The organism is Pseudomonas sp. NFACC04-2 (assembly GCF_900119265.1).
GTDB lineage: Bacteria > Pseudomonadota > Gammaproteobacteria > Pseudomonadales > Pseudomonadaceae > Aquipseudomonas > Aquipseudomonas fluorescens_AA.
This window is the reverse complement of record NZ_FPJC01000002.1, coordinates 448915-471775: the sequence shown is the minus strand read 5'-3', so window position 1 is coordinate 471775 and position 22861 is coordinate 448915. Positions and strand designations below refer to the sequence as shown.

20 protein-coding genes and 1 pseudogene are annotated in these 22861 nt (G+C 61.3%); 4 read left to right on the top strand and 17 right to left on the bottom strand.

The genetic code is table 11. The annotated features are described in order from the left end of the window. Window positions 1–74: 74 nt before the first annotated feature. Together BT125_RS04345 and BT125_RS04340 are read right to left on the bottom strand one after the other, a co-directional pair. Window positions 75–1226, bottom strand: a complete 1152-nt coding sequence (locus BT125_RS04345; RefSeq protein WP_072405333.1) for a M14 family metallopeptidase — start codon at window positions 1224–1226, stop codon at window positions 75–77. 505 nt (window positions 1227–1731) lie between these two features. Beyond that, window positions 1732–2073: a DUF6124 family protein gene (locus BT125_RS04340; protein WP_072405332.1), complete on the bottom strand. Its 342-nt coding sequence runs from the start codon at window positions 2071–2073 to the stop codon at window positions 1732–1734. A gap of 130 nt (window positions 2074–2203) precedes the next feature. Here BT125_RS04340 and BT125_RS04335 point away from each other — a divergent pair, with 130 nt between their 5' ends. Beyond that, on the top strand, window positions 2204–2851 hold the full coding sequence (locus BT125_RS04335) for a LexA family protein (protein ID WP_072405331.1): 648 nt from the start codon (window positions 2204–2206) through the stop codon (window positions 2849–2851). 29 nt (window positions 2852–2880) lie between these two features. On the opposite strand, the gene BT125_RS04330 is transcribed toward BT125_RS04335, so the two are convergent. The 4 genes from BT125_RS04330 to BT125_RS04315 are packed head-to-tail and all read right to left on the bottom strand — an operon-like array spanning window position 2881 to window position 8444. Beyond that, window positions 2881–4830 carry an acetyl/propionyl/methylcrotonyl-CoA carboxylase subunit alpha gene (locus tag BT125_RS04330; RefSeq protein ID WP_072405330.1) on the bottom strand — a complete coding sequence of 650 codons (1950 nt, stop codon included), beginning with the start codon at window positions 4828–4830 and terminating at the stop codon, window positions 2881–2883. Beyond that, complete coding sequence (locus BT125_RS04325; protein WP_072405329.1) at window positions 4827–5648, bottom strand: gamma-carboxygeranoyl-CoA hydratase; 822 nt, start codon at window positions 5646–5648, stop codon at window positions 4827–4829. Before BT125_RS04325 ends, BT125_RS04330 begins: the two co-directional genes overlap by 4 nt. A gap of 13 nt (window positions 5649–5661) precedes the next feature. Continuing rightward, window positions 5662–7269: a carboxyl transferase domain-containing protein gene (locus BT125_RS04320; RefSeq protein ID WP_072405328.1), complete on the bottom strand. Its 1608-nt coding sequence runs from the start codon at window positions 7267–7269 to the stop codon at window positions 5662–5664. Between the two features lie 11 nt (window positions 7270–7280). Continuing rightward, a complete protein-coding gene (locus tag BT125_RS04315; RefSeq protein WP_072405327.1) occupies window positions 7281–8444 on the bottom strand; it encodes an isovaleryl-CoA dehydrogenase in 1164 nt (387 codons plus the stop codon). Window positions 8445–8640: 196 nt separating this feature from the next. Between BT125_RS04315 and BT125_RS04310 the strand changes: the two genes are divergently transcribed. Both BT125_RS04310 and BT125_RS28550 read left to right on the top strand, forming a co-directional pair. After that, a complete protein-coding gene (locus tag BT125_RS04310; protein ID WP_072405326.1) occupies window positions 8641–10338 on the top strand; it encodes an AMP-binding protein in 1698 nt (565 codons plus the stop codon). Window positions 10339–10379: 41 nt separating this feature from the next. After that, on the top strand, window positions 10380–10751 hold the full coding sequence (locus BT125_RS28550; protein WP_139271674.1) for a hypothetical protein: 372 nt from the start codon (window positions 10380–10382) through the stop codon (window positions 10749–10751). Window positions 10752–10989: 238 nt separating this feature from the next. Here BT125_RS28550 and BT125_RS04305 read toward each other — a convergent pair whose 3' ends face one another. The 3 genes from BT125_RS04305 to BT125_RS04295 all read right to left on the bottom strand — a co-directional run bounded on the left by BT125_RS04305 (window position 10990) and on the right by BT125_RS04295 (window position 13557). Further along, a complete protein-coding gene (locus tag BT125_RS04305) occupies window positions 10990–11889 on the bottom strand; it encodes a hydroxymethylglutaryl-CoA lyase (protein WP_072405325.1) in 900 nt (299 codons plus the stop codon). Between the two features lie 149 nt (window positions 11890–12038). Further along, on the bottom strand, window positions 12039–12440 hold the full coding sequence (locus BT125_RS04300; RefSeq protein WP_072405324.1) for a MerR family transcriptional regulator: 402 nt from the start codon (window positions 12438–12440) through the stop codon (window positions 12039–12041). 187 nt (window positions 12441–12627) lie between these two features. Then, a complete protein-coding gene (locus BT125_RS04295; RefSeq protein ID WP_072405323.1) occupies window positions 12628–13557 on the bottom strand; it encodes a LysR family transcriptional regulator in 930 nt (309 codons plus the stop codon). A 177-nt stretch (window positions 13558–13734) separates the two neighbouring features. Between BT125_RS04295 and BT125_RS04290 the strand changes: the two genes are divergently transcribed. After that, a complete protein-coding gene (locus BT125_RS04290) occupies window positions 13735–14964 on the top strand; it encodes an acyl-CoA dehydrogenase (RefSeq protein WP_072405322.1) in 1230 nt (409 codons plus the stop codon). A 205-nt stretch (window positions 14965–15169) separates the two neighbouring features. Here the strand turns inward: BT125_RS04290 and BT125_RS04285 are convergent, their stop codons facing one another. The 8 genes and pseudogenes from BT125_RS04285 to BT125_RS04250 form a co-directional block, all read right to left on the bottom strand. Next, window positions 15170–16039, bottom strand: coding sequence for an isocitrate lyase/PEP mutase family protein (locus BT125_RS04285; RefSeq protein ID WP_060738292.1), 870 nt, complete (start codon window positions 16037–16039; stop codon window positions 15170–15172). 186 nt (window positions 16040–16225) lie between these two features. Beyond that, a pseudogene (locus BT125_RS29630) lies at window positions 16226–16382 on the bottom strand (transposase); the annotation flags it as partial. Between the two features lie 73 nt (window positions 16383–16455). Next, complete coding sequence (gene astA, locus BT125_RS04275; RefSeq protein WP_072405321.1) at window positions 16456–17490, bottom strand: arginine N-succinyltransferase; 1035 nt, start codon at window positions 17488–17490, stop codon at window positions 16456–16458. 61 nt (window positions 17491–17551) lie between these two features. Then, a complete protein-coding gene (locus tag BT125_RS04270; RefSeq protein ID WP_072405320.1) occupies window positions 17552–18568 on the bottom strand; it encodes an arginine N-succinyltransferase in 1017 nt (338 codons plus the stop codon). A gap of 111 nt (window positions 18569–18679) precedes the next feature. Then, the gene (locus BT125_RS04265; RefSeq protein ID WP_072405319.1) at window positions 18680–20029 is read right to left on the bottom strand and encodes an APC family permease; all 1350 of its coding nucleotides are present in this window, start codon (window positions 20027–20029) and stop codon (window positions 18680–18682) included. Window positions 20030–20130: 101 nt separating this feature from the next. Next, entirely contained in the window at window positions 20131–20883 is a 753-nt protein-coding gene (locus BT125_RS04260) for an N-formylglutamate amidohydrolase (protein ID WP_072405318.1), read from the bottom strand. After that, window positions 20867–22219: a type I glutamate--ammonia ligase gene (locus BT125_RS04255; RefSeq protein WP_072405317.1), complete on the bottom strand. Its 1353-nt coding sequence runs from the start codon at window positions 22217–22219 to the stop codon at window positions 20867–20869. The genes BT125_RS04260 and BT125_RS04255 overlap by 17 nt, the downstream gene beginning before the upstream one ends. Continuing rightward, window positions 22216–22860, bottom strand: a complete 645-nt coding sequence (locus tag BT125_RS04250; RefSeq protein WP_072405316.1) for a cysteine hydrolase family protein — start codon at window positions 22858–22860, stop codon at window positions 22216–22218. Before BT125_RS04250 ends, BT125_RS04255 begins: the two co-directional genes overlap by 4 nt. Window position 22861 lies beyond the last annotated feature (1 nt).

The window sequence follows — 22861 nt, the reverse complement described above, 5'->3', positions numbered from 1 at the left end:
TTGGATGATGGTGGGAGCAAAGCTTGCTCCCACCCAGCGTGTCCACTTTGGATAGGGTTGATCAGGTCGCTGGATTAACGCAATTCGTCAACCATGGCTTCTATGGTGCTCAACACATCCTTGCCCAGCTGCATCGAACGTTTGCCGGACCAGCCGGTGATCGGGTTTGGGTGATCATCGTGGTCCTTGAATGGCATTTCCAGGGTCAGGGACAGGCAGTCATATTTCTGCCCGACCGCGTTGCAGGCCAGGGTCATGTTGGCCTGGCCCGGTTCGTCGCGGGTGTAGCCGTGAGCGGTCTGGAAGTCTTTGGTCTGGTGCTTGAGATGGCTGCGAAAGCGCTCTTCGAGTTCGGTGATGCGCGGGGTGTAGCCCGGGTTGCCTTCGCAACCGGCGGTGAAGACATGGGGAATTTCCTCATCGCCATGAGCGTCAAGGAACAGATCGACGCCGTACTTTTCCATTTGCTGCTGTACGAAAAAGACTTCGGGGCTGATTTCCGGACTGGCGTTCTGCCAGGCGCGGTTGAGGTCCTGGCCCATGGCGTTGGTCCGCAGATGACCGTGAAACGCGCCGTCCGGGTTCATGTTCGGCACCAGGTACAGGTCGGCCTTGGCGAGCAACCGGTTCAGTTGCCCATCGTCATGCTGCTGGAGGCGTTCGATCACGCCTTCCATAAACCATTCGGCCATGTGTTCCCCGGGGTGCTGCTGGGCGATGATCCAGATTTTGCGCCGGCCTTCGGCACCGTTGCCCTTGCGCAACAATTGAATGTCACGGCCTTCCACGCTTTTACCAACGGCCAATAGCTCGGTGCCGGCCTTGTGCTGCGCTTGTTCGATCAGCCAGTCATGACGGCCACGGCTGTAGGGTTCGAAGTAGGCGAACCAGGCGTGGGGTTGTTCGGCTTCCAGATGAAAGCGCAGGGCGTCGCCTTCAAACTGGGTCGGAATGCGGAACCAATTGACATGATCGTAGGAGGCGACGGTCTGGTAGCCCGTCCACGCCTTGTTGTAAGACGATTGACTGGCGTTCAGCAGGCGGAACGAATGCTCCTGGCCGACGTGCAAGCCGCTGGCCTTGAAGTGAAACCACTGGAAATGGGCGCTGCGGGTGTCGGGCCTGATCTTGAGCAACGACTGCAACGGGTTGCTGATGTCGACGACTTCGATGTTGCCGCTGTCGAAATTGGCGCTGATATCAAAGGAAGATTTAGCCACGGTCACGATTCCTGAAAAGGATTTTCATGGCCGTTACTTTACACGCAAGAAACACGCAAGAAAGGGGAACCGGGACGATTTAGGTCCCGTAAACGAGGGGGCGTCCTCCCTGGACGCCGAGCCAGCTTAGAGAGTCTGCAATTGATTCTCAAGTGCTGGTTGTCGATAGTTTTCGCCCGTGTGGCGGGGGGACGCTTGTAAACGGATATTCATTTGCTATCATCGCCGCCAACGAATTGGCAGCACCCCAAAAGACTTCATTAGCCTGAAGACATAAGCCGAAAAATCGGCAAAAAAAAGACCCGGCAAAAAGCCGGGTCAAAAACCGTGATTAGCCTGATGAGGAGATAATCCAGAAGTCCGACCTAAGGTCTTCTGGTCTATCGACTGATCTCGCGACCAGCTGATGCAATAATAATCATTATCATTTGCAAGTCAAATGGTTTTATCGCATTGATTGGAAAATTTTTCTCGTCGTCCGCGTTCGCAACGACATTCCCAAGGGTTACCGCTAGCGAGTAGGGTAGCCATCCAGGGATCGGTCAAGCATCACCTTGACCAGATCGATCATGTGCACCACCGAAAATGCCAGGTCGCGGCTCGAACCCTCCAGCTGGTTGGCCGACTCATGGGCGGTCGCCGCTGCACAGCGCAGCAGGTCACACGCATGGACCAGGGCTTCTTCCGCGCTGACGCTGTGGCTGACCTCGAAAAAGCGATGTTCTGCCTGGGCTGGCGAAACACCTGGTTTCAAGTAGTAATCGAGGGCGCGTTTGGCCGCGGGGCAATCCTGCAGTGAAGGGAACGTGCCGTCGAAAGGGCTGCTGGGCTGGTCTGTATTGGGTGTGTCCATGGTGATGAAAATCTCCGTGTGAGGGGCTGAACGCCTGGATCCAGAATAGTACTTACCGTAATTGTGACGACAATTTAAATACTACAATTTGTGTTTTGCGGGTCGGAGCCACCCACGTATCGTGCCGCACATGGATAAATGGATAGAGTTGGTCAAGGCCAAGATGAAGGAGCTGCGCATCACGCAAGTGGTGCTTGCAGAGCGGTTGGGAATGTCCCAGGGCGGCGTCGGCCATTGGCTGACCAAGCGCCGGCAGCCCAGTGTCGACGATATGAACCGGGTCCTGCGGGAGCTGGGGCTGGAGTTTCTGGAAGTGGCCATGGTGATCCGCGAGCCGGACACCTCCACCGAAGAAGGCATGGCCCTGGCGCAGAAGTACAACCCGTACTTCCGTTATCCGGTCAGTGAGTGGCACGAGGTTGGCGAGGTTCGCGAAGGCGATCCCGGCGCCTACAGCCAGGTGCGCTACGAACTGACGGACTACCACGCACTGGGCGATGCATTCTGGCTGGTGGTGGTGGGCGATGCGATGACCGCACCCAGTGGGTTGAGCATTCCCGAGGGCATGTCGATCCTGGTGGATCCGGCCATCGAGGCGGTGCCCGGCAAACTGGTGGTCGCCTGCCTGCCCGGTAGCAGTGACGCGACCTTTCGCAAATTGATCGAAGAGAGCGGGCAGCGTTACCTGGTTCCGCTCAATCCGACTTACCCGAAAAACCTGTACACCGAGCAATGCCGCATCATCGGTGTGGTGGTGCAGGCCACCATCAGGTTCTGACTGGATCGGCCCTGGGAGCGGGCCGATGCCTATTCTTCGAACGCTACCAGGGCACTGCCCTCGCTGACCATTTCACCTTCCTGGCAATACAGCGCCTTGACCACACCAGCCTTGGGCGCACGAATGCTGTGCTCCATTTTCATGGCCTCCAGTACCACCAGTTGAGCTCCGGCTTCCACTGTCTGGCCGACACTCACCAAGACCCGCACGATGCTGCCGTTCATGGGCGCAGCCAGGCCGCCTTGATGGCTGTGGCTGGCTTCGGCGGCGGCCAGCGGGTCGTGCAGGTCGATCCGGCGCAAGTCACCTTCCCATTTCAGGTACAGGCTGTCGCCCTGGCGAATGGCCCGATGGCTGCGGCGCACACCGCGGTGCTCGATCGTCAGTCGCTCACCCTTGAGCTCCGCGCAATGGGCTGTGACGTCCAGCGTCAGCGCACGATCCTGGCCTTCACAGCTCAGGTGCAAGGTGGTTTCCCTCGGCAACCCCAGGCGCATCCCGGTGGTGCTGGCCCACGGTGAGCCGGCGTCATCGCCGCGTACATGCGGTGCCAGGCTCAAGGCGATCCCCTGGGCGGCGGCGAACCAGAATGCGTCATCCAATTCGCCGGGCTCTGGCAGTAATTGCGCCTGGTAACGTGGGATAAATCCGGTGTCCAACTCTGCCGCCGCGAAGGCGGGATGGGCGACGATTCGGCGCAGAAACCCGATGTTGGTTTTCAGCCCGCCAATGACAAATTCATCGAGCATGCTCAACAGCCGCAAACGCGCCTGCTCACGGTCTTCACCCCACGCAATCAGCTTGCCGAGCATTGGGTCGTAGAACGGCGAGATTTCATCGCCTTCTTCAACCCCGCTGTCGATGCGCCGACCCGGCCCCTCGGCCGACTCGCGATACAACGCCAGGCGCCCGGTGGCCGGCAGGAAATCGTTGCCCGGGTCCTCGGCATACAACCGCACTTCGATGGCGTGACCGAGCAGCGGCACTTGCGCTTGAGTGATGGGCAATGGCTCGCCTTGGGCGACGCGGATCTGCCAGGCCACCAGGTCCAGCCCGGTGATCGCCTCGGTGACCGGATGCTCGACCTGTAGCCGAGTGTTCATTTCCATGAAGAAAAACTCGCCCCGGGCATCCAGCAGGAACTCCACCGTACCGGCCCCGACATAACCGATCGCTTGGGCCGCGCGCACGGCGGCTTCCCCCATCGCCCGGCGCAGTTGCGGGGTCAGGCCGGGGGCGGGGGCTTCTTCCACGACTTTCTGGTGGCGGCGTTGGATCGAGCAATCGCGCTCGTTGAGGTACAGGCAGTTGCTGTGTTGATCGGCAAATACCTGGATCTCCACATGGCGCGGCTTGAGCAGGTATTTTTCCACCAGCATCCGTGAATCGCCGAACGAGGACTGTGCTTCGCGCTGGGCCGAGGCCAGGGCTTCGGCCAGTTGGTTGACGTCCTCGACGACTTTCATGCCCTTGCCGCCACCGCCGGCAGTGGCCTTTAGCAATACCGGATAGCCGATGCGCTCGGCGGCGTCGCGAAAGGTCTCCAGGTCCTGGGCTTCGCCGTGATAACCGGGCACCAGGGGTACGCCGGCGGTTTCCATCAGCGTCTTGGCCGCCGACTTGCTGCCCATGGCGTCGATGGCCGAAGCCGGTGGGCCGAGGAAGATCAGCCCGGCGTTTTCAATCGCCCGGGCGAACCCGGCGTTTTCGGACAGAAAACCATAACCGGGGTGGATGGCTTGGGCGCCGCTGGCTTTCGCTGCGGCGATCAGTTTGTCGATTTGCAGGTAACTGTCGGCGGCCTTGCTGCCGCCCAGATCGACGCGAATGTCGGCTTCACGGCTGTGACGGGCATCACGGTCGGTGGCGCTGTGTACCGCAACGGTGGTCAGGCCCATGGCTTTGGCGGTGCGCATTACGCGGCAGGCGATTTCGCCACGGTTGGCCACCAGCAACGTGGTGAGGGCAGGGGCGCTCATCGACGCGGCTCCTTGTTATTATTCGACTCGGCTTGCCAGTTTGGCGCACGTTTTTGCAGGAAGGCTCGCAGGCCTTCCTGGCCCTCCGGACTGACGCGGATGCGGGCGATGGCGTTTTCGGTGTAGCGCCGCAGCGCCGGGGTAAGGGCGCCGTTGCCGACTTCACGCAGCAGTTCCTTGCTCGCGCGCATGGCGGCCGGACTGTTGAGCAGCAGGTTGTCGATCCACTGTTCGACCTGCTGGTCCAGGGTCTCGGCCGGGTAACTTTCCGACAGCAAACCGATCTCTTTCGCACGTTGCCCGTCGAAGCGTTCAGCAGTCAGGGCATAACGACGCGCCGCCCGCTCGCCGATGGCTTGCACCACGAACGGGCTGATCACCGCCGGTGCCAGGCCAATGCGCACTTCCGACAGGCAGAACTGTGCTTCATCGGCGCCTATGGCCATGTCGCAAGCACTGATAAGCCCCAGCGCGCCACCAAACGCGGCACCCTGGACGACGGCCAGCGTAGGAATTTTCAGTTTGGCGAGGTTGTACATCAGCTCTGCCAGTTCCCGGGCGTCATCGAGGTTGGTGTGGTAGTCGAGCTCGGCCGATTGCTGCATCCAGGCCAGGTCGGCGCCGGCGCTGAAATGCTTGCCGCGACCGCGGATCAGCAGGAAGCGCAGGTTAGGGTCGCTGCTGACGTGGTCCAGGGCGAGGATCAGTTCGCGGATCATTTCGGCGTTGAACGCGTTGTTTTTCGACTCGCGGCTGAGCCACAGGGTGGCAACGCCCCGTGGGTCGCTGAGCAGTTCGAGGGTGTTGAAGTTATCCATGGACATTCCTCGTTTACATCCGGAACACGCCGAAGCGGCTCGGTTCGATAGGCGCGTTCAGTGACGCGGACAAGGCCAGGCCCAGTACATCGCGGGTCTGGGCCGGGTCGATGACGCCGTCGTCCCACAGCCGTGCGCTGGAGTAATAGGGGTGACCCTGTTCTTCGTACTGATCGAGGATCGGTTGCTTGATCTCGGCTTCCTGTTCGGCGCTGAAGGGATAGCCACTGCGTTCGGCCTGTTCACGCTTGACCTGCACCAGCACGCCGGCCGCCTGCTCGGCCCCCATTACGCCAATCCGTGCGTTTGGCCACATCCACAGGAATCGCGGGTCATAGGCGCGGCCGCACATGCCGTAGTTACCCGCGCCGAAACTGCCGCCGATGATCACGGTGAATTTCGGCACCTTGGCACAGGCCACCGCGGTCACCAGTTTTGCGCCATGTTTGGCGATCCCGCCGGCTTCGTATTTCTGCCCGACCATGAAACCGGTGATGTTCTGCAGGAACAGCAGCGGGATCCCTCGCTGACACGCCAGCTCGATGAAATGCGCGCCTTTCTGCGCGGCCTCGGCGAAGAGGATGCCATTGTTGGCCAGGATCGCGACCGGGTAGCCATGCAGATGGGCGAAGCCGCACACCAGTGTCGTCCCGAACAGCGCCTTGAACTCATCGAACACCGAACCGTCCACCAGGCGTGCGATCACCTCCCGCACATCGAACGGCTGCTTGGCATCGGCCGACACCACACCGTACAGCTCGTCACTCGAATAAAGCGGGGCGATGGGCTGGCGTTGCTGCAGCTCACCGAGTTTGCGCCAGTTGAGATTGGCAATGCTGCGTCGGGCCATGGCCAGGGCGTGTTCGTCGCTCTCGGCGTAGTGGTCGGCGACCCCGGAAATCTTGCAGTGCACATCGGCGCCACCCAGGTCCTCGGCACTGACCACCTCGCCGGTGGCGGCCTTCACCAGCGGTGGGCCGGCGAGGAATATCGTCGCCTGCTGGCGGACCATGATCGCCTCGTCCGCCATGGCCGGCACATAGGCACCGCCGGCGGTGCAGGAACCCATGACCACGGCGATCTGGGGGATGCCCTGGGCACTCATGTTGGCCTGGTTGAAGAAGATCCGGCCGAAGTGCTCGCGGTCCGGAAACACTTCATCCTGGCGCGGCAGGTTGGCGCCGCCGGAATCCACCAGGTAAATGCACGGCAGGCGATTCTGCTGGGCAATGGTCTGGGCGCGCAGGTGCTTTTTCACCGTCAGTGGATAGTAGGAGCCTCCTTTGACCGTCGCGTCGTTGGCGACAATCATGCATTCGACGCCTTCCACGCGGCCGATGCCGGCAATCACGCCAGCCGCCGGCACGTCTTCGCCATAGACTTGGTGGGCCGCCAATGGGCTGATTTCCAAAAACGGCGAGCCCGGATCCAGCAACCGATTGATGCGTTCACGGGGGAGCAACTTGCCCCGCGAGGTGTGCCGCTCCTGGGCCTTGAGGCCGCCGCCCTGGCGGATTTGCGCGAGCAGGGTGCGCAGGGCCTCGACGTGTCCGAGCATCGCCTCGCGGTTGGCGATGAACTCCGGCGAACGCGAGTTAAGCTGAGTGTGCAGCGTGGCCATGGTCAGCTCCGTTAGCGGGTTTCGTTGAACAGTTCGCGGCCGATCAACATCCGGCGAATCTCACTGGTGCCCGCGCCGATTTCGTACAGCTTGGCGTCACGCAGCAGACGTCCAGCCGGGAATTCGTTGATGTAGCCGTTGCCGCCCAGAATCTGGATGGCGTCGAGGGCCATTTGCGTGGCGCGTTCGGCGCTGTAGAGAATCACCCCGGCGGCGTCCTTGCGAGTGGTTTCGCCGCGTTCACAAGCCTGGGCCACCGCATACAGGTAGGCGCGGCTGGCGTTGAGCTGGGTGTACATGTCGGCGACCTTGCCCTGGATCAGCTGGAATTCGCCGATGCTCTGGCCGAACTGTTTGCGGTCGTGGATGTAGGGCACGATCAGGTCCATGCAGGCCTGCATGATCCCGGTCGGGCCGCCCGAGAGCACCACGCGCTCGTAGTCGAGGCCGCTCATCAGCACTTTCACACCGCCGTTGAGCACGCCGAGGATGTTTTCCTCGGGCACTTCGACGTCATCGAAAAACAGCTCGCAGGTGTTGGAACCGCGCATGCCGAGCTTGTCGAATTTGTTGCTGCGGCTGAAACCTTTCCAGTCGCGCTCGACGATGAAAGCGGTGATGCCGTGGGGACCCTTTTCCAGGTCGGTCTTGGCGTAGATCACGTAGGTGTTGGCATCGGGGCCGTTGGTGATCCAGGTCTTGCTGCCGTTGAGCACGTAACGGTCGCCACGCTTGTCGGCTCGCAGTTTCATCGAAACCACGTCGGAGCCGGCGTTCGGTTCGCTCATCGCCAGGGCGCCGACGTGTTCGCCGCTGATCAGCTTGGGCAGGTACTTGGTTTTCTGTTCGTGATTGCCGTTGCGGTTGATCTGGTTCACGCAGAGGTTGGAATGGGCACCGTAGGAGAGGGCGACCGAGGCCGAGCCGCGGCTGATTTCTTCCATCGCCACCACGTGGGCCAGGTAGCCCAGGCCAGCGCCGCCGTATTCTTCCGGTACGGTGATGCCCAGCAGGCCCATGTCACCGAACTTGCGCCACATGTCGGCGGGAAACAGGTTGTCGATATCGATCTGCGCTGCCCGGGGGGCCAGCTCGGCCTTGACGAAGGCCTGCACCTGATCGCGCAACATGTCGATGGTTTCGCCGAGGGCAAAGTTCAGGGATGGATAGCTCATGGGACACCTTTGGCTTTTTTATCGGGTGCGGAGAGCGGGGAGTGGCTCTCACCTTTACGTTAACGTAAGCCTGGGGCGAGACGCTGTCAATCGCCCTTTACGTTAACGTCAACTTGGGCCAGAGTAAGTGCCCACCAAGGCATGTTGTTGCATCAGGTTACCGCTACACCCACTAATAAAGACAAGAGGGGGCGTCATGGATCAACCCGGTTCGCATTCGCAGCTCAGCTATACCCGTGGTTCCACAGCCAAGGCCTTGCTGGCCCAAACCATCGGCGAGGTTTTCGACCAGACGGTGGCCCGTTATCCGGTGGGCGAGGCGTTGGTGGTTCGTCATCAATCGCTACGCTATACCTGGCAACAACTGGCCGAGGCTGTCGATCTGCACGCCCGAGCCTTGTTGGCCCTGGGCTTGAAAACCGGTGATCGCCTCGGCGTGTGGGCGCCCAATTGCGCCCAGTGGTGTATCAGCCAGTTCGCCAGTGCGAAGCTCGGTGTGATTCTGGTCAACATCAATCCGGCCTATCGCGTTTCCGAACTCGAATACGTGCTCAAACAATCCGGATGCCAATGGTTGGTGTGCGCCGGCGCGTTCAAGACCTCGGATTATCACGCCATGCTGCAAGCGCTGGTGCCGGAGCTGGCAGAGCAACCGATCGGCCAGATGCAGAGCGAGCGCCTGCCGGAGTTGCGCGGTGTGATCAGCCTCGATTCCCAGCCTCCGTCAGGCTTCCTGCCCTGGTCGCAACTGGCCGCCCTGGGCGCGGCGGTGACGCCTGGACAACTGGCCGAGCGCCAATCCAGCCTGCGGTTCGATCAGCCGGTGAATATCCAGTACACCTCCGGCACCACGGGCTTTCCCAAAGGCGCAACCCTCAGCCATCACAACATTCTCAACAACGGGTACATGGTTGGCGAAAGCCTGGGCCTGACGGCTGGTGACCGGCTGGTGATCCCGGTGCCGCTCTACCATTGCTTCGGCATGGTCATGGGTAACCTGGGCTGCATGACCCATGGCAGCACCATGATCTACCCCAATGATGCCTTCGACCCGTTGCTGACGCTCAGGGCCGTGGCCGAGGAAAAAGCCACTGCGTTGTATGGCGTGCCCACGATGTTCATTGCCCTGCTGGACCAGCCGCAGCGGGGCGAATACGACCTGTCCAGCCTGCGCACCGGCATCATGGCCGGGGCCACCTGTCCCATCGAAGTGATGCGACGGGTCATCAACGAAATGCACATGGCCGAAGTGCAGATTGCCTACGGCATGACGGAAACCAGCCCGGTGTCGTTGCAGACCGGGCCTTCAGACGAACTGGAACTGCGTGTAACCACCGTCGGCCGCACCCAGCCGCAACTGGAAAGCAAGATTATCGATGAGGCGGGCAATCTCGTTCCGCGTGGCGCTGTCGGCGAATTATGTACCCGTGGCTACAGCGTGATGCTCGGCTACTGGAACAACCCCAAGGGCACCGCCGATGCCATCGACCCGGATGGCTGGATGCACACCGGCGACTTGGCGACCATGGATGAGCAGGGCTACGTCTGCATCGTCGGGCGTAACAAGGACATGATCATCCGTGGCGGGGAGAATATTTACCCGCGTGAGCTGGAGGAGTTCTTCTTCACCCATCCGGCGGTGGCAGATGTGCAAGTGATCGGCATCCCGTGTTCACGCTATGGCGAAGAAATCGTGGCGTGGATCAAGTTCCATCCTGGTCACAGCGCCACCGAGCAAGAGCTGCAAGCCTGGTGCAAGGAGCGCATCGCCCACTTCAAGACGCCGCGTCATTTCAAATTCGTCGAAGAATTCCCCATGACCGTCACCGGCAAGGTCCAGAAATTCCGTATGCGCGAGATCAGCATCGAAGAACTGCGCGATAGCGACGGCTGAGGCACATCTGTGGGAGCGGGCTTGCTCGCGAAGACGGCGGCATGGTCAACATTTATGTTGCGTGGCACACCGCTTTCGCGAGCAAGCCCGCTCCCACAAGAAAAATTCAAACGGCAGAAAGCACAAAGGGGAGCCGAAGCTCCCCTTTAATTTTGTCGTCGCGTGCTCTTTTTTTATTATTGAGGGGCGGCCTGTTGTTGTTTTTGGTAGCCGTGGCCCTTTACCGCTGTTTTTGGCGATCCCCATCCGGGATCAAGAGCAAACGTATTTTTTTGAGCGCTGATCTGCTTTTTCGCCTGGCGATCCAACCGATTCGGGAGCTACCTGAAGGTAGTTTTATTGTTCTCTGCCCGGTTGCGGGTTGCTCCTGGAAGCACCCTGAAAAGCACATCTTCTCCAAAAAAATCTGTTAGCTGCGTCTCTGCCGTGTTGTTTTTGTTATGTCAGAGTCGTTTCGTCTTGTTTTTATTGGGTTTGCTGCGTTTTTTTATTCTTGTTATGCAAGAGATATAGCAGGTGGCGTGCCAACTTTTTAAAATCTATATAAATCAAGTAGTTGCGATTTTTGGCTAAAAAGTATGACCGACCAAACCTGACAAATTGTTTCCGTGTTACTCGTTTCGCCGCTGCTACAAAGCCGGCGGTAACACCTCACTGTGCGTTGCGGGCCTTGGCCACGCGCGAACCGCTCGGGCGGCCGAGCACATCACAAATCTGCCGGCCCGCGGCGATCAGTGCGTCCAGGTCGACACCGGTTTCGATACCCAACCCATCGAGCAGGTACAGCACGTCTTCGGTGGCGACGTTACCGCTGGCGCCCTTGGCGTACGGGCAGCCGCCAAGGCCGGCGATGGAGCTGTCGAACACCGCGATGCCTTCCAGCAGGCTGGCGTAGACATTGGCCATGGCCTGGCCGTAGGTATCGTGGAAGTGTCCAGCGAGTTTGTCCCGGGGTACCTCGGCGCCGACCACTTCGAATAGCCTGCGTGTGGCGCCAGCGGTACCTGTGCCGATGGTGTCGCCCAGGGATACCTCGTAGCAGCCCATCGCATACAGCTCCCGGGCGACCCACGCCACCTGCTCAGGCTTGACCGCCCCTTCATAGGGGCAACCCAGCACGCAGGACACGTAGCCGCGCACACTGACACCGTGCTGTTTTGCGGCCTCCATGATCGGCGCGAAGCGCTCCAGGCTTTCCTTGATGGAGCAGTTGATGTTGCGCTGGGAAAACGCTTCGGACGCGGCGGCGAATACCGCCACCTCTTTCACGCCCGCCGCCAGTGCATCTTCAAACCCCCGCAGGTTCGGCGCCAGGGCGCCATAGGTCACACCGGGCTTGCGCTGGATCTGCGCGAACACCTCGGCGGACCCGGCCATTTGCGGCACCCACTTGGGCGAGACAAAACTGCCGACCTCGATATAACCCAGGCCGGCGGCGCTCAGGGCATCCACCAGGCGCACCTTGTCGGCGACGCTGATGGGTTGTGCTTCGTTCTGCAGTCCGTCGCGGGGGCCGACTTCGATCAAGCGTACAAAGGAGGGGAGGGACATGGGGATTGACCTGTAGTGAGTTGCCAATATGTCGAACGCGATGATGAACCCACTGTGGGAGCGAGCTTGCTCGCGATAGCGGTGGATCAGCTTGCATTGATGTTGAATGTGCCGCCATCGCGAGCAAGCTCGCTCCCACAGGGAGAGTGTTACTGGACGATTTCCTCGCCCTCGATCGTCTGCTCCAACGCCTGGATACAGCGTTCTTCGGCGGTGTCGAGTTCCAGCTTCATCTGTTCGATGTCCAGCAATTGCTGTTCGAGCTGTTCCCGGCGCTCGGCGATTTTCGCCAGCATGCTGTGCAGCTGTTTTTGGTTGCCGCTAGAGGGGTCATAGAGTTCGATCAACTCGCGGCACTCGGCCAGGGAAAAGCCAATGCGCTTGCCGCGCAGGATCAGCTTCAGGCTGACCTTGTCCCGCGGCGAATAAATGCGCTCCTGGCCCCGTCGCTCAGGGCTCAACAGGCCTTGTTCTTCATAGAAACGGATGGCCCGGGTGGTGATGTCCAATTCGCGGGCGAGGTCGGAGATGCTGTAGGTCTGGCTGCTCATGGAAGCGCTCGAAACGAAAGGGGCTGGCGCTAAGCTAAAGGCAGGTTGACGTTCGCGTCAAGCAATGGGGTTCCGCACACAAAACCTGTGGGAGCGAGCTTGCTCGCGATGGCGTCGGACCAGTCGCCATTGATATTGGCAGGTCTACCGCTATCGCGAGCAAGCTCGCTCCCACAGTTCTGATGTTTTAAACCTGATCGAGCTTCTTCTCATGGGCCGTCACCTGTTGGCACAGCTCGATCATCTGCTCGCGCATCCAGCGGTTGGCCGGGTCCTGGTCGGTGCTTTCGTGCCAGTAGAGATGGGTCTCCACCGGCGGCACGTCGTTGACCGGGAGCAGGAAGGCATGCAAATCGTGACGCCGTGCAAAGCGCTCGGGGACGGTCATGACCATGTCGGTCTGCTGCAGCACCTGGGAGGCCATCAGGTAATGCTGGGAACGCAGGGCGATCTTGCGCTGGATGCCCATCTTGCCAAGGGCCAGGTCGACGTAACCCAGCCCGTTGCGGCGGCTGGAAATGTGCACGTGGGTCTGGGCCAGGTAATCATCGAGGTTGATCTTTTCCTTGCCCGCCAGCGGATGGCCCTTGCGCATGGCGCACACGTAGCGATCTTCCATCAACTTGACGTGGCGCACCTGTGGGTCGGTGTTGAGCGGCGCGTCCACGGCGAAGTCAAGGCGGCCTGCGGCCAGTTCCTTGGTGGTTTCACGACGCTTGGACAGGAAGCTCTCGATCGCCACGGTTGGCGCCAGTCGGCGCAAGCGCTGGAACAGCAGCGGCAGGATCACGCCTTCGGTGAGGTCGGTCATGCTGATGCGGTAGGTCTTGACGGCCTGCAGCGGGTTGAAGATCCGGCTTTCCTGTACCGACACCCGCAGCAACGATAAGGCATTGCGCACCGGGCCGATGATGTTCTGGGCCATCGGCGTCGGCACCATCCCTTGGGCGGTGCGCACGAAGAGCGGGTCGTTGAAGGTCTCGCGCAGACGCGCCAGGGCATTGGACACGGCTGGCTGAGTGATGCCGACGATCTGCCCGGCGCGGGTCAGGTTGGCTTCGGTGTAGATCGCATCGAAGACAATGAAAAGGTTGAGGTCGACCTTGCTCAGATTCATGGCGCTGCACTCTTGTTCTTGGGCTTGTTGTGAGGTGCCGGGTGGCGATGCGAATCAGTGAAACATATATCGGTGATGAATGTTAATACACGCCGAGAATAGGTTAGGTAAATTTTCGTAGCTGAACTAGCATCGATTTCATGACCTAAAACAACCTCTGCCAAGAAGGTGCTGCTCATGGATTTTGCCTATTCCCCCAAGGTTCAGGAACTGCGTGAACGCGTCACGGCGTTCATGGACGCCTACGTCTACCCGGCCGAAGCGGTGTTCGAACGACAAGTGGCCGAGGGCGACCGCTGGCAACCCACGGCCATCATGGAAGAGCTCAAGGCCAAGGCCAAGGCAGAAGGCCTGTGGAACCTGTTTCTGCCGGAATCCGAGCTGGGCGCCGGCCTGACCAATCTGGAATATGCGCCGCTTGCAGAGATCATGGGGCGCTCGCTGCTGGGGCCGGAGCCGTTCAACTGCTCGGCGCCGGACACCGGTAACATGGAAGTGCTGGTGCGCTACGCCAACGAAGAACAGAAGCAACGCTGGCTCGAGCCGCTGTTGCGTGGCGAGATTCGTTCGGCCTTTGCCATGACCGAGCCGGACGTGGCCTCTTCGGACGCCACCAACATGGCTGCCCGCGCCGAGCGTGACGGCGACCAGTGGGTGATCAACGGCAAGAAATGGTGGACCTCGGGCGCCTGCGACCCGCGCTGCAAGATCCTGATCTTCATGGGCCTGAGCAACCCCGATGCGCCGCGCCATGCCCAGCATTCGATGATCCTGGTTCCAGTGGACACCCCCGGGGTCAAGATCGTCCGTCCGTTGCCGGTGTTTGGCTATGACGATGCGCCTCACGGGCATGCCGAAGTGCTGTTCGAGAACGTGCGGGTGCCGTACGAAAACGTCCTGCTGGGCGAAGGCCGCGGTTTTGAAATAGCCCAGGGTCGACTCGGCCCAGGCCGGATTCACCACTGCATGCGTTCCATCGGCATGGCCGAGCGCGCACTGGAATTGATGTGCAAGCGTGCCATCAGCCGCACCGCTTTCGGCCAGCCGTTGGCGCGCCTGGGCGGTAACATCGATAAGATCGCCGACTCGCGGATGGAGATCGACATGGCGCGCCTGCTGACGTTGAAGGCGGCGTATATGATGGACACCGTCGGCAATAAAGTGGCCAAGAGTGAAATCGCCCAGATCAAGGTGGTCGCGCCGAACGTGGCCTTGAAGGTCATCGATCGGGCGATCCAGATCCACGGTGGCGCCGGGGTTTCCAACGATTTCCCGCTGGCCTACATGTACGCCATGCAGCGCACCCTGCGCCTGGCCGACGGCCCGGATGAAGTCCACCGCGCCGCCATTGGCAAGTTCGAGATCGGCAAGTACGTGCCCAAGGAGATGTTGCGTAGCGGCCGCTGAGGCCTCTTTCACCCTGGGCAACGCCATCGCGCTCACAAAAATCCCCTGTGGGAGCGAGCCTGCTCGCGATGGCGTTGGCACATCCAACACTCATGCAAGCTGAACCGCCGCTATCGCGAGCAAGCTCGCTCCCACATAGACGTCGCACCGCCAACCCACTGTGGGAGCGAGCTCGCGATGGCGGTTTCCAGGACAGTGAGCCTTCTTATTCCTTGACGCTCATGTACTCCTCGGCCCAACGGATGTAGTCCTCGGGCTGGGTGTAGGTGTGGGTCAGTTCGGTGGCGCTGAGGTCTGACGCCTGGGTGAAGATCTGCCGTTGTTCGCGAAGGCTGTCATAGGTGGCCTTGATCGCGGCGAAGTAGGCGCCGTGGCCATCGATGGTCACGCGTACGCCCAGGTCGGCCAGGCGCTTGTCGTCGCGCAGCAGTGGATTGCCGTAGGTGACAAGCATCAACGGCACCGTCAGGTTTTCACTGATTTTTTCCAGATGATCGAAGTCTTGCACGCCCACCATGCAAATCCCGTCGGCCCCGGCACGCTCATATTGCTGGGTCCGGCTGATGATTTCCTGGACCGGCAAAATCCCGGCGTTGGTCCGGGCGATGATCGCCATTTCCGGATCGACGCGTGCCTCCAGCGCTGCCCGAATCTTGCCGACGCCTTCGGCTACACCGATCAGGTCGGTGGATTTACGTCCGAACTGGGCCGGCAGCAAGGTGTCTTCGATGGTCAGCGCCGCGACGCCGGCCCGTTCCAGTTCGATGATGGTGCGCATCACGTTCAGGGCATTGCCGTAGCCATGATCGGCATCGGCAATGACCGGCAACTGGGCCACGCGACCGATACGGGTGGCCTGTTCGGCAAATTCGCTGAGGGTGATCAGGGCGAAGTCCGGCGCGCCCAATACTTGCAACGACGCGACCGAGCCTCCCAGGATGCCTACTTCAAAACCCAAGTCGGCGGCGATGCGCGCCGACATCGGGTCAAACACCGAGGCGGTGTGGTAGCAGGTCTTGGAAGCCAGCAGTTGACGAAAGTTACGACGCAAATCTTGATGGGAAAGCCTGGACATATGAGTTCCACCAATGGAATGGAAAGGCTTGAACAAAAGTGTCAACGCCGAAAGAGCCAAAGGCTATCACGTGGCAAGCGTAAAGATGATGACGAATGTGTATGGGCGATGCTTTGGCTGCATGGCAAAAGGTCGTCAACCCGGTAAGTCTGCGGCCAGCGAAAGCGTCCTTTGTGTATCGCTCCGTCTGCGCTCTTCACCCTGGCGCGGTCTCTTATTCTTTTGCAGCGGTAGGTCGTAGAGTATCTCGCGGGTGATAGTGGTATAGCTGTCACCGCTGTAGCCAACGGCATGCATCTCGAAGTCGTGGCTGTGGTTCAAGGTTATAGATGAACGTTTCTGCGCTTTTGGCAGGGCGATGGGACCGGCCGCCGGGCGGCGGTGATCGGATATCGATGTACGAGGCGCGAGAAAGGCTATGCCGCCACTGCCTGCTGCCCCTGCCTGAGCAGCGCCACGGCGCGCACCGTATCACCCGGTTGGACCTGCAGGCGTTTGGCGGTGAGGCGATCGACGAGCAGGCTGTGGCCATGCAAGTGTGCGCGGGCGCTGGTGACGCGGCAGTTTTCCAGACGCCGGTTGTGGATCAGCCACACCGGCGCCCGTTCGTCCGGGGTGCCAATGGCGAGGGTCAGCGCCTGGCTGTCGCGTACGCTGCGGATTTTCGACACCGGCGCTTCGATCACCGGGCCGCCGTCGAAAATGTCGATGTAGCCCCTATGGCTGAAACCTTCGGCACTGAGGATCTTCAGGGCCGGTTCGGTGTTCGGGTGAGCCTTGCCGATCACCGCCTGGGCCTGTTCGGTGAGCAGGCAGGTGTACAGCGGCTGGCGTGGCATCAGCTCGGCGATGAACGACTTGTTGCCCATCCCGGACAACTGGTCGGCGTAGCTGAAATCCTTCTGGAAAAAATGCCGTCCCAGGCTGTCCCAGAACGGCGAACAGCCTTGTTCGTCGGCATGGCCTCGCAGCTCGGCAATGAGTTTTTCGCCGAACAGCTGGGAAAACTCGGCCACGAACAGCAGGCGCGCCAGGGACAGCAGGCGTCCGTTGTACCCGTGGCGTTGCTCGGGGTGCAGGAACAACGAGCAGATTTCCGATTGCCCGGACATCTCGTTGTTGAGAAACAGCGTCGGGATCTGCCGCTGGATTCCTAACTCCGGCGCCGAGCTGACCGTGACCCCGACCCGATAGTTGTACCAGGGCTCACGCAGTCCCACCGCCCCGGTCAGGGCGCTGATGCCCACCACCTGCCGATCATCGTCTTCGAGCACGAACAGGTAGTCAGCGTCGGCACGTTCGACTTGGCCGGCGAAGGTCCGCTGGGCCCAGCGAATGCGGTGGGCCAGACGCTCTTCGTTGGCCGGCAGGCTGGTGAACCCCGGGCCCGCGCAACGGGCCAGGTCCAGCAAGGCAGGCAGATCGGTGATGGCCACCGGACGGACAATCATGATGCAGCTCCTTCATTGTGTCGGTCCAAACGTCGGTGCAGGCCATGGAATCGAGTGAGGTTCATAGGGCAATCACCCGGATCCGCGCGCCATCCTGAATGTCCAGGGCCGTCAGCATGGCGGGCGACAGGTCCACAGGGCCGTCGGCACCGACGTCCAGCTCGGCGACGATGGCCCGGTAGTTGCCAAGGCGCTCGTTGCTCACCAGGTACAGGCCCCGTGCGTCAATCTGCGGGCTCTGCCTGGCCGTAGTGGTGCGACTCTGGGTGATGGAGCGGATATTGGCGATACGGGCATGCAAGGTCGGCCCGCCGTCGAAGATGTCGACGTAGCTATTGGTCTCGAAACCTTCGCGCTCGAGGATGTCGAAGGCTTCCTGGCCGTCGGGATGCACCCGGCCGATGCAGGCCTGGGCTGCGGGCGGCAGCATGGGCACATAGATCGGGTACTGCGGCATCAGCTCGGCGAGAAAGGTCCGGCTTTGCAAGCCACACAACCGTTCGGCTTCGACGTAGGGCAGGTCGAAGAAATGCTGGCCGATGGCGTCCCAGAAGGGTGACTGGCCGTCTTCGCTGCTGAAACCGACGATTTCGGTGATGACCGATTCGGCAAAACGCTGGGGGTGGGCGGCGATGAACATCAGGCGGGCCCGGGACAGCAGCTCTGATTCCGGCGTGCGCACCCGTTCGGCGTCGATGTGGAAGCCACGCAGCAATGTTTGCCCGTTGAGGTCCTGGCACAGTGACAACGCGGGTACGCCGTGCTGGATGTTCAATTCCCGGGATTCGCTGGAAAACGGCCGGTTGCGCAGGCTGTAGAACGGTTCGTTGCAACCGGTGCTGGAGAGGATTTCCGAACAACCGACCAGGCGCCCGGATTCCATGTCCTGCAAGACGAAAAAGTAATTCTCTGCCCCCGGCCCTTGCGCATCGGCTGCGAACGAGGCGCATGAATCGAGGATTTTTTCCTCCAGCCGCCGGGTATCGTCCGGCAGCGACGTGACGCCCACCAGGCTGTCACGGGCCAATTGTTGCAGTTGCGGCAGATCGGCTATTTGAACTGGACGTAAGGCCAGCATGGATTGCACTCCTGTTCCCAGAGAGCCCGGTAACCGGCACCGGGCTTGACGATCACTGTCGATGTCCACGCGTTACAGCCACGGCTGGCCGAACCCTTCGACCGCCGCTTCTCATTGACCCGCCGGATCGGGCAGGGCGGTACGACTGCCGAATTTGTTGAGCAAGCACAGATAGACCACACCCGCGGCGATCCAGATCAGGCCGAGTTTCTGCGCGGCCACGCCCATGTTGTACATGATGGCCGCGACGATCACGAAGCCCACCAGCGGGCAGATCAAGTGACGAATCAATTGGCCGGACCGCTGGCGGCGCCAGTAATGGTTGATGACCGTGATGTGCAGCAACATGAAGCCGCTCAGGGCGCCGAAGTTGACCAGGGAGGTCAGGGTGTCCACGGCGTTGATGAATAGATAGCAGATCAGCAACGACAGCACCGCCACCAGGTAGATGCTCATGTAGGGGGTGTTGTGTTTCGGATGGACCTTGGCCAGCACCTTGGGCAACTGGCCGTCCCGGGCCATGCCGAACAACAGGCGCGACACCGCTGCCTGGGAGGTGATCGCCACCGCTACGCCCCAGGCCAGGGCGGTGGCCACCGCGGTCAAGGTGGCCAGCCAACTGCCGGCCGCCAATTCGGCGATTTCATAGAAGGCGGTATCGGCGGATTTGAAGCCCATGCCGGCCGCCAGATCGGTGGCGATCCAGGTCTGCACCACGAAAATCGCCCCCATCACCAGCAAGGTCACCAAGGCAGCCTTGCCGACGCTGCGGCCCGGGTCGCCCTTGATTTCTTCTGCCAGGGTGGAAATGGCGTCGAAGCCCAGGAACGACAGGACTGCGATGGACACGGCTTGCATCAACAGGGCGAAGTTGAAGTGTTCCGGGCTGTACAGCGGCGCCAGGGTCAGTTGGCCGTGACCGGCCCCGCCGTGCAGGGCAGTCCAGGCGTAGAACAGGAAAATCCCCAGCACCACCAACTGTGCCAGCAGGAAAATGATATTCATCCGTGCAGTGAACGTGATACCCCGCAGGTTGACGAAGGTCGCGCTCACCAGGAATGCCAGGATGAAACCGACCTTGGGAATGTCCGGGAACAAATGGTTCAGCGCCATGGCGGCGTACACATAGAGCAGCGGCGGGATCAGCAGGTAGTCCAGCAGCATCAGCCAGCCAGCGATGAACCCGACGTGTGGGTTAAGGCCTCGTTGCGCGTAGGAATAGACCGAACCCGCCACCGGAAAGGCCCGGGCCATGCTGCCGTAGCTCAAGGCGGTAAACAGCATCGCCACCATGCCGATGATGTACGCCAGCGGCACCATCCCCGGTGCCTCGGCGTTGACGTAGCCAAACACGCCGAACGGTGCGATGGGGATCATGAAAATCATCCCGTATACCACCAGGTCTGTCAGCGACAGGCCGCGTTTCAATTCCTGTTTGTAGCCAAATGCCTCAATGCTCATGAGCCGTTTTCCTTTTCAGCTGTGTGGGTTGCGCTTGCTTGCTGTCTGTCGCTGGAAACTTGCCGCTGCCGCTGCCGCTGCCGCTGCCGCTGCCGCTGCCGCTACAGCAAGGGCGCCAGGTAGGCGCTCCAGGTCCGTACCCCTTCGGGGCTGCGCAGCTGGTCGTTGCGCACTTCGATCAGCACCGAATCCAGGCCGCGGCCATCGCCGTGCACCGGGACCGTCATGTCGGTCAGGGGGTTGATCTTGTAGGGCTGGTTGCCCGCTGCCCGCAGCGAATGCCGGCTCAGTCCGTCGACGATGCGCTGGGCGTATTCCTTGGCTTCGCCGAACAGCACGCCGGCCTCCAAGGCGCGTGGCTGGCCATAGAACACCGGGGTGAAACTGTGGATGCCCACCACGCGCACCGGCCGATTGGCGGCCAGGCGGCGGTCGATCAGCGCCCGCAAGCGATCATGGAAAGGATGAAACAGGCACTGCTGGCGATATTCGCGCGTGGCTTCGTCCAGGTCGTGGTTGCCCGGGACCTGGTAGATCTCGCTCTGGGCCGGAATGCTGTCCGGTACGTGCAGCGGGCGGTTGAGGTCGATCAACAGCCGTGAGTAATTGGCCGACAGCAAGGTCGCGCCGAGGGTTTCGGACAGGCGTTCGGCCAGGAGCAGGGCACCGATGTCCCAGGCGATGTGTTCCTGGGACGCGGTTTCATCCAGGCCCAGGTCATTCAGCGCCACGGGAATGAAACGGCTGGCGTGTTCACACACCAGCAGCACCGGGTGGTCGGACTCCTCCCGGGTCAGTCGATAGGCCGGCCTGGTGTAGAGGCCCGATTCAGCACATTCAATAGATTCGTGCATAGTGCTCGCAACGTTCGGCAGGTGAAAGCGCCTGAGTCAAGGCCAACTCCTGGGCCTTCAAGGCGAAATAGGTTTCGACCAGCGGGCCGGGCAGGGCCTCGAGCAGCGCCCCGCTGTGGCGCAGGCAGTCCAGTGCCTGGGCCAGGGTTGTCGGCAGGGCGATAATGCCACGGGCGCGACGTTGTGTTTCATCCAGCTCATCGGGTATTTCATCGGTGACAGCGTTCAATGCCCATCGGTGCTGGATGCCCAGTCGCCCGGCAATCAACAGCGCGGCCATCGCCAGGTGCGGTGAGGCGGTGGCGTCCATGGCGCGAAACTCCAGGTTGTACTGGTTCGCCAGCGGCTTGTCACCCAGGCTCACGGTCGGACAGATGCGCAGCGCCGCTTCGCGGTTGCGCTGTCCCAGGCACGCATAGGATGCGCTCCAATGATGAGGTTGCAGGCGCTCGTAGGACAACGGCGTCGGCGCGGTCAGCGCGCACAGCGCCGGCAGATAATGCAGCACACCCGCGGCCCAATGCTGGCCGAGGCTGGACAAGCCATTGCTGCTGGCGGCGTCATGCAGTACCGGGTCTGCGCTCAGGTCTTGCAGGCTCAGATGCAGATGCACGCCGTTGCACACGGCATTTTCCGAGGTCTTGGGGGCGAAGCTCACGTCCAGGCCCATCTGCCGGGCGATCTCGCGGGTGATTTCCCGTACGTTCACTGCCCGATCGGCAGCGGCCACGCCCAGGGTCGGGCGGCAGGTGATCTCGTATTGCTGCTTGCCGTATTCCGGCAGGAACATTTCCGGTTCGACGCCGCCAGCCCGCAGGGCACTGAGCAGCCACCCGGCGAACCCGGCCTGCTGGCGCTGGGCCTGGAGGCTGAAGGCCAGGCGATCAGGCTGCGCAGGCGTGGCAACCAGGTTGAGTTCATGCTCGAACGCGGCGAAAATCTGCAGGCCCAGTTCGCTGCGATAACGCTCCACTTCGTCCTGCAGCAGCGTGCGCGGGCAGGCGCTCCAGGGCCGGCCGTCGGTCTCCCGAATATTGCAATGGATGAAGTCCAGGGCAGACGCCTGGGTGTCGGGGCCATTGTTGACGGTCACCCGACTGGACAGGTCCGGGACCAGTCGCAGGTCACCATAGGCGCCCCAGGGGTTGGTCGAGGCGATGACATCCTGGGGCGTCAACGCGCTGTTGGCCGGCACCCAGCCGCACCCGGCGGTGATGTAGTGGGGCAACTCATCGCTGGGAAACGAGCGCCCGCGGGTCACGCCGATCAGGTCGGTGGTCACCAGGGTCGTGACCGGCAGCGGCGCGAGGAGGGCAGCGGCATCGAGACGGCTCATGGCTGCATCTCCTGCAAACGAGCGAGTACGGTGTCGGTGTCGGTGATCCAGCAATAGCCCTTGATCGCGTTCAGGCACGCCAGGTGCCGTTGTTCGGTGTAGGTCGCACAGGCATCTTCCACCAGCGTGACCAGGTAGCCGCGGTCGGCGGCGTCACGCACGGCCATGTCGACGCACTGGTCGGTGACGATTCCGGCGACGATCAGGTGCCGGGTCTGTAGGTTGCGCAGCACGTAATCGATGTTGGTGGAATTGAACACCCCGGAGGAGGTCTTGGGCAGCACGATTTCGTTTTCCCCCGGCGCCAGTTCGGCAATGATCTGCGCCTCGGGGCTGCCCTTGGGCAGGTGCATGTCCGACAGCTTGTGATCCAGGGAGCGGTCGCGGCCATCGGCGGTGAGGCTTTCGATGTGGGTGTGCAATACGTTGTGCCCCGCGTCTCGCATCGCATCAAGCAAGCGCTGCTGGTTGGGTATGACCTGCTGGCGGGCCCGCTGGAGGAAATACTCGGCCTCGGAGCTGTGCAGGTGAGCATCGAATTGCGGTTCCAGCCAGGCGCGTTGCATGTCTACCAGCAGCAAGGCCGTGTGCTCGCGAACGAACGGTAAATCCCGGGGCGAGCGGTGGGGGAGCGAGAACATC

Excerpts from the sequence above, each read along its gene's own strand:
- BT125_RS04340 (WP_072405332.1), bottom strand. The coding sequence starts at position 2,073 with ATGGACACACCCAATACAGACCAGCCCAGCAGCCCTTTCGACGGCACG.
- BT125_RS04335 (WP_072405331.1), top strand. The coding sequence starts at position 2,204 with ATGGATAAATGGATAGAGTTGGTCAAGGCCAAGATGAAGGAGCTGCGC.
- BT125_RS04330 (WP_072405330.1), bottom strand. The coding sequence starts at position 4,830 with ATGAGCGCCCCTGCCCTCACCACGTTGCTGGTGGCCAACCGTGGCGAA.
- BT125_RS04325 (WP_072405329.1), bottom strand. The coding sequence starts at position 5,648 with ATGGATAACTTCAACACCCTCGAACTGCTCAGCGACCCACGGGGCGTT.
- BT125_RS04320 (WP_072405328.1), bottom strand. The coding sequence starts at position 7,269 with ATGGCCACGCTGCACACTCAGCTTAACTCGCGTTCGCCGGAGTTCATC.
- BT125_RS04315 (WP_072405327.1), bottom strand. The coding sequence starts at position 8,444 with ATGAGCTATCCATCCCTGAACTTTGCCCTCGGCGAAACCATCGACATG.
- BT125_RS04310 (WP_072405326.1), top strand. The coding sequence starts at position 8,641 with ATGGATCAACCCGGTTCGCATTCGCAGCTCAGCTATACCCGTGGTTCC.
- BT125_RS28550 (WP_139271674.1), top strand. The coding sequence starts at position 10,380 with ATGGTCAACATTTATGTTGCGTGGCACACCGCTTTCGCGAGCAAGCCC.
- BT125_RS04305 (WP_072405325.1), bottom strand. The coding sequence starts at position 11,889 with ATGTCCCTCCCCTCCTTTGTACGCTTGATCGAAGTCGGCCCCCGCGAC.
- BT125_RS04300 (WP_072405324.1), bottom strand. The coding sequence starts at position 12,440 with ATGAGCAGCCAGACCTACAGCATCTCCGACCTCGCCCGCGAATTGGAC.
- BT125_RS04295 (WP_072405323.1), bottom strand. The coding sequence starts at position 13,557 with ATGAATCTGAGCAAGGTCGACCTCAACCTTTTCATTGTCTTCGATGCG.
- BT125_RS04290 (WP_072405322.1), top strand. The coding sequence starts at position 13,735 with ATGGATTTTGCCTATTCCCCCAAGGTTCAGGAACTGCGTGAACGCGTC.
- BT125_RS04285 (WP_060738292.1), bottom strand. The coding sequence starts at position 16,039 with ATGTCCAGGCTTTCCCATCAAGATTTGCGTCGTAACTTTCGTCAACTG.
- astA (WP_072405321.1), bottom strand. The coding sequence starts at position 17,490 with ATGATTGTCCGTCCGGTGGCCATCACCGATCTGCCTGCCTTGCTGGAC.
- BT125_RS04270 (WP_072405320.1), bottom strand. The coding sequence starts at position 18,568 with ATGCTGGCCTTACGTCCAGTTCAAATAGCCGATCTGCCGCAACTGCAA.
- BT125_RS04265 (WP_072405319.1), bottom strand. The coding sequence starts at position 20,029 with ATGAGCATTGAGGCATTTGGCTACAAACAGGAATTGAAACGCGGCCTG.
- BT125_RS04260 (WP_072405318.1), bottom strand. The coding sequence starts at position 20,883 with ATGCACGAATCTATTGAATGTGCTGAATCGGGCCTCTACACCAGGCCG.
- BT125_RS04255 (WP_072405317.1), bottom strand. The coding sequence starts at position 22,219 with ATGAGCCGTCTCGATGCCGCTGCCCTCCTCGCGCCGCTGCCGGTCACG.
- BT125_RS04250 (WP_072405316.1), bottom strand. The coding sequence starts at position 22,860 with ATGTTCTCGCTCCCCCACCGCTCGCCCCGGGATTTACCGTTCGTTCGC.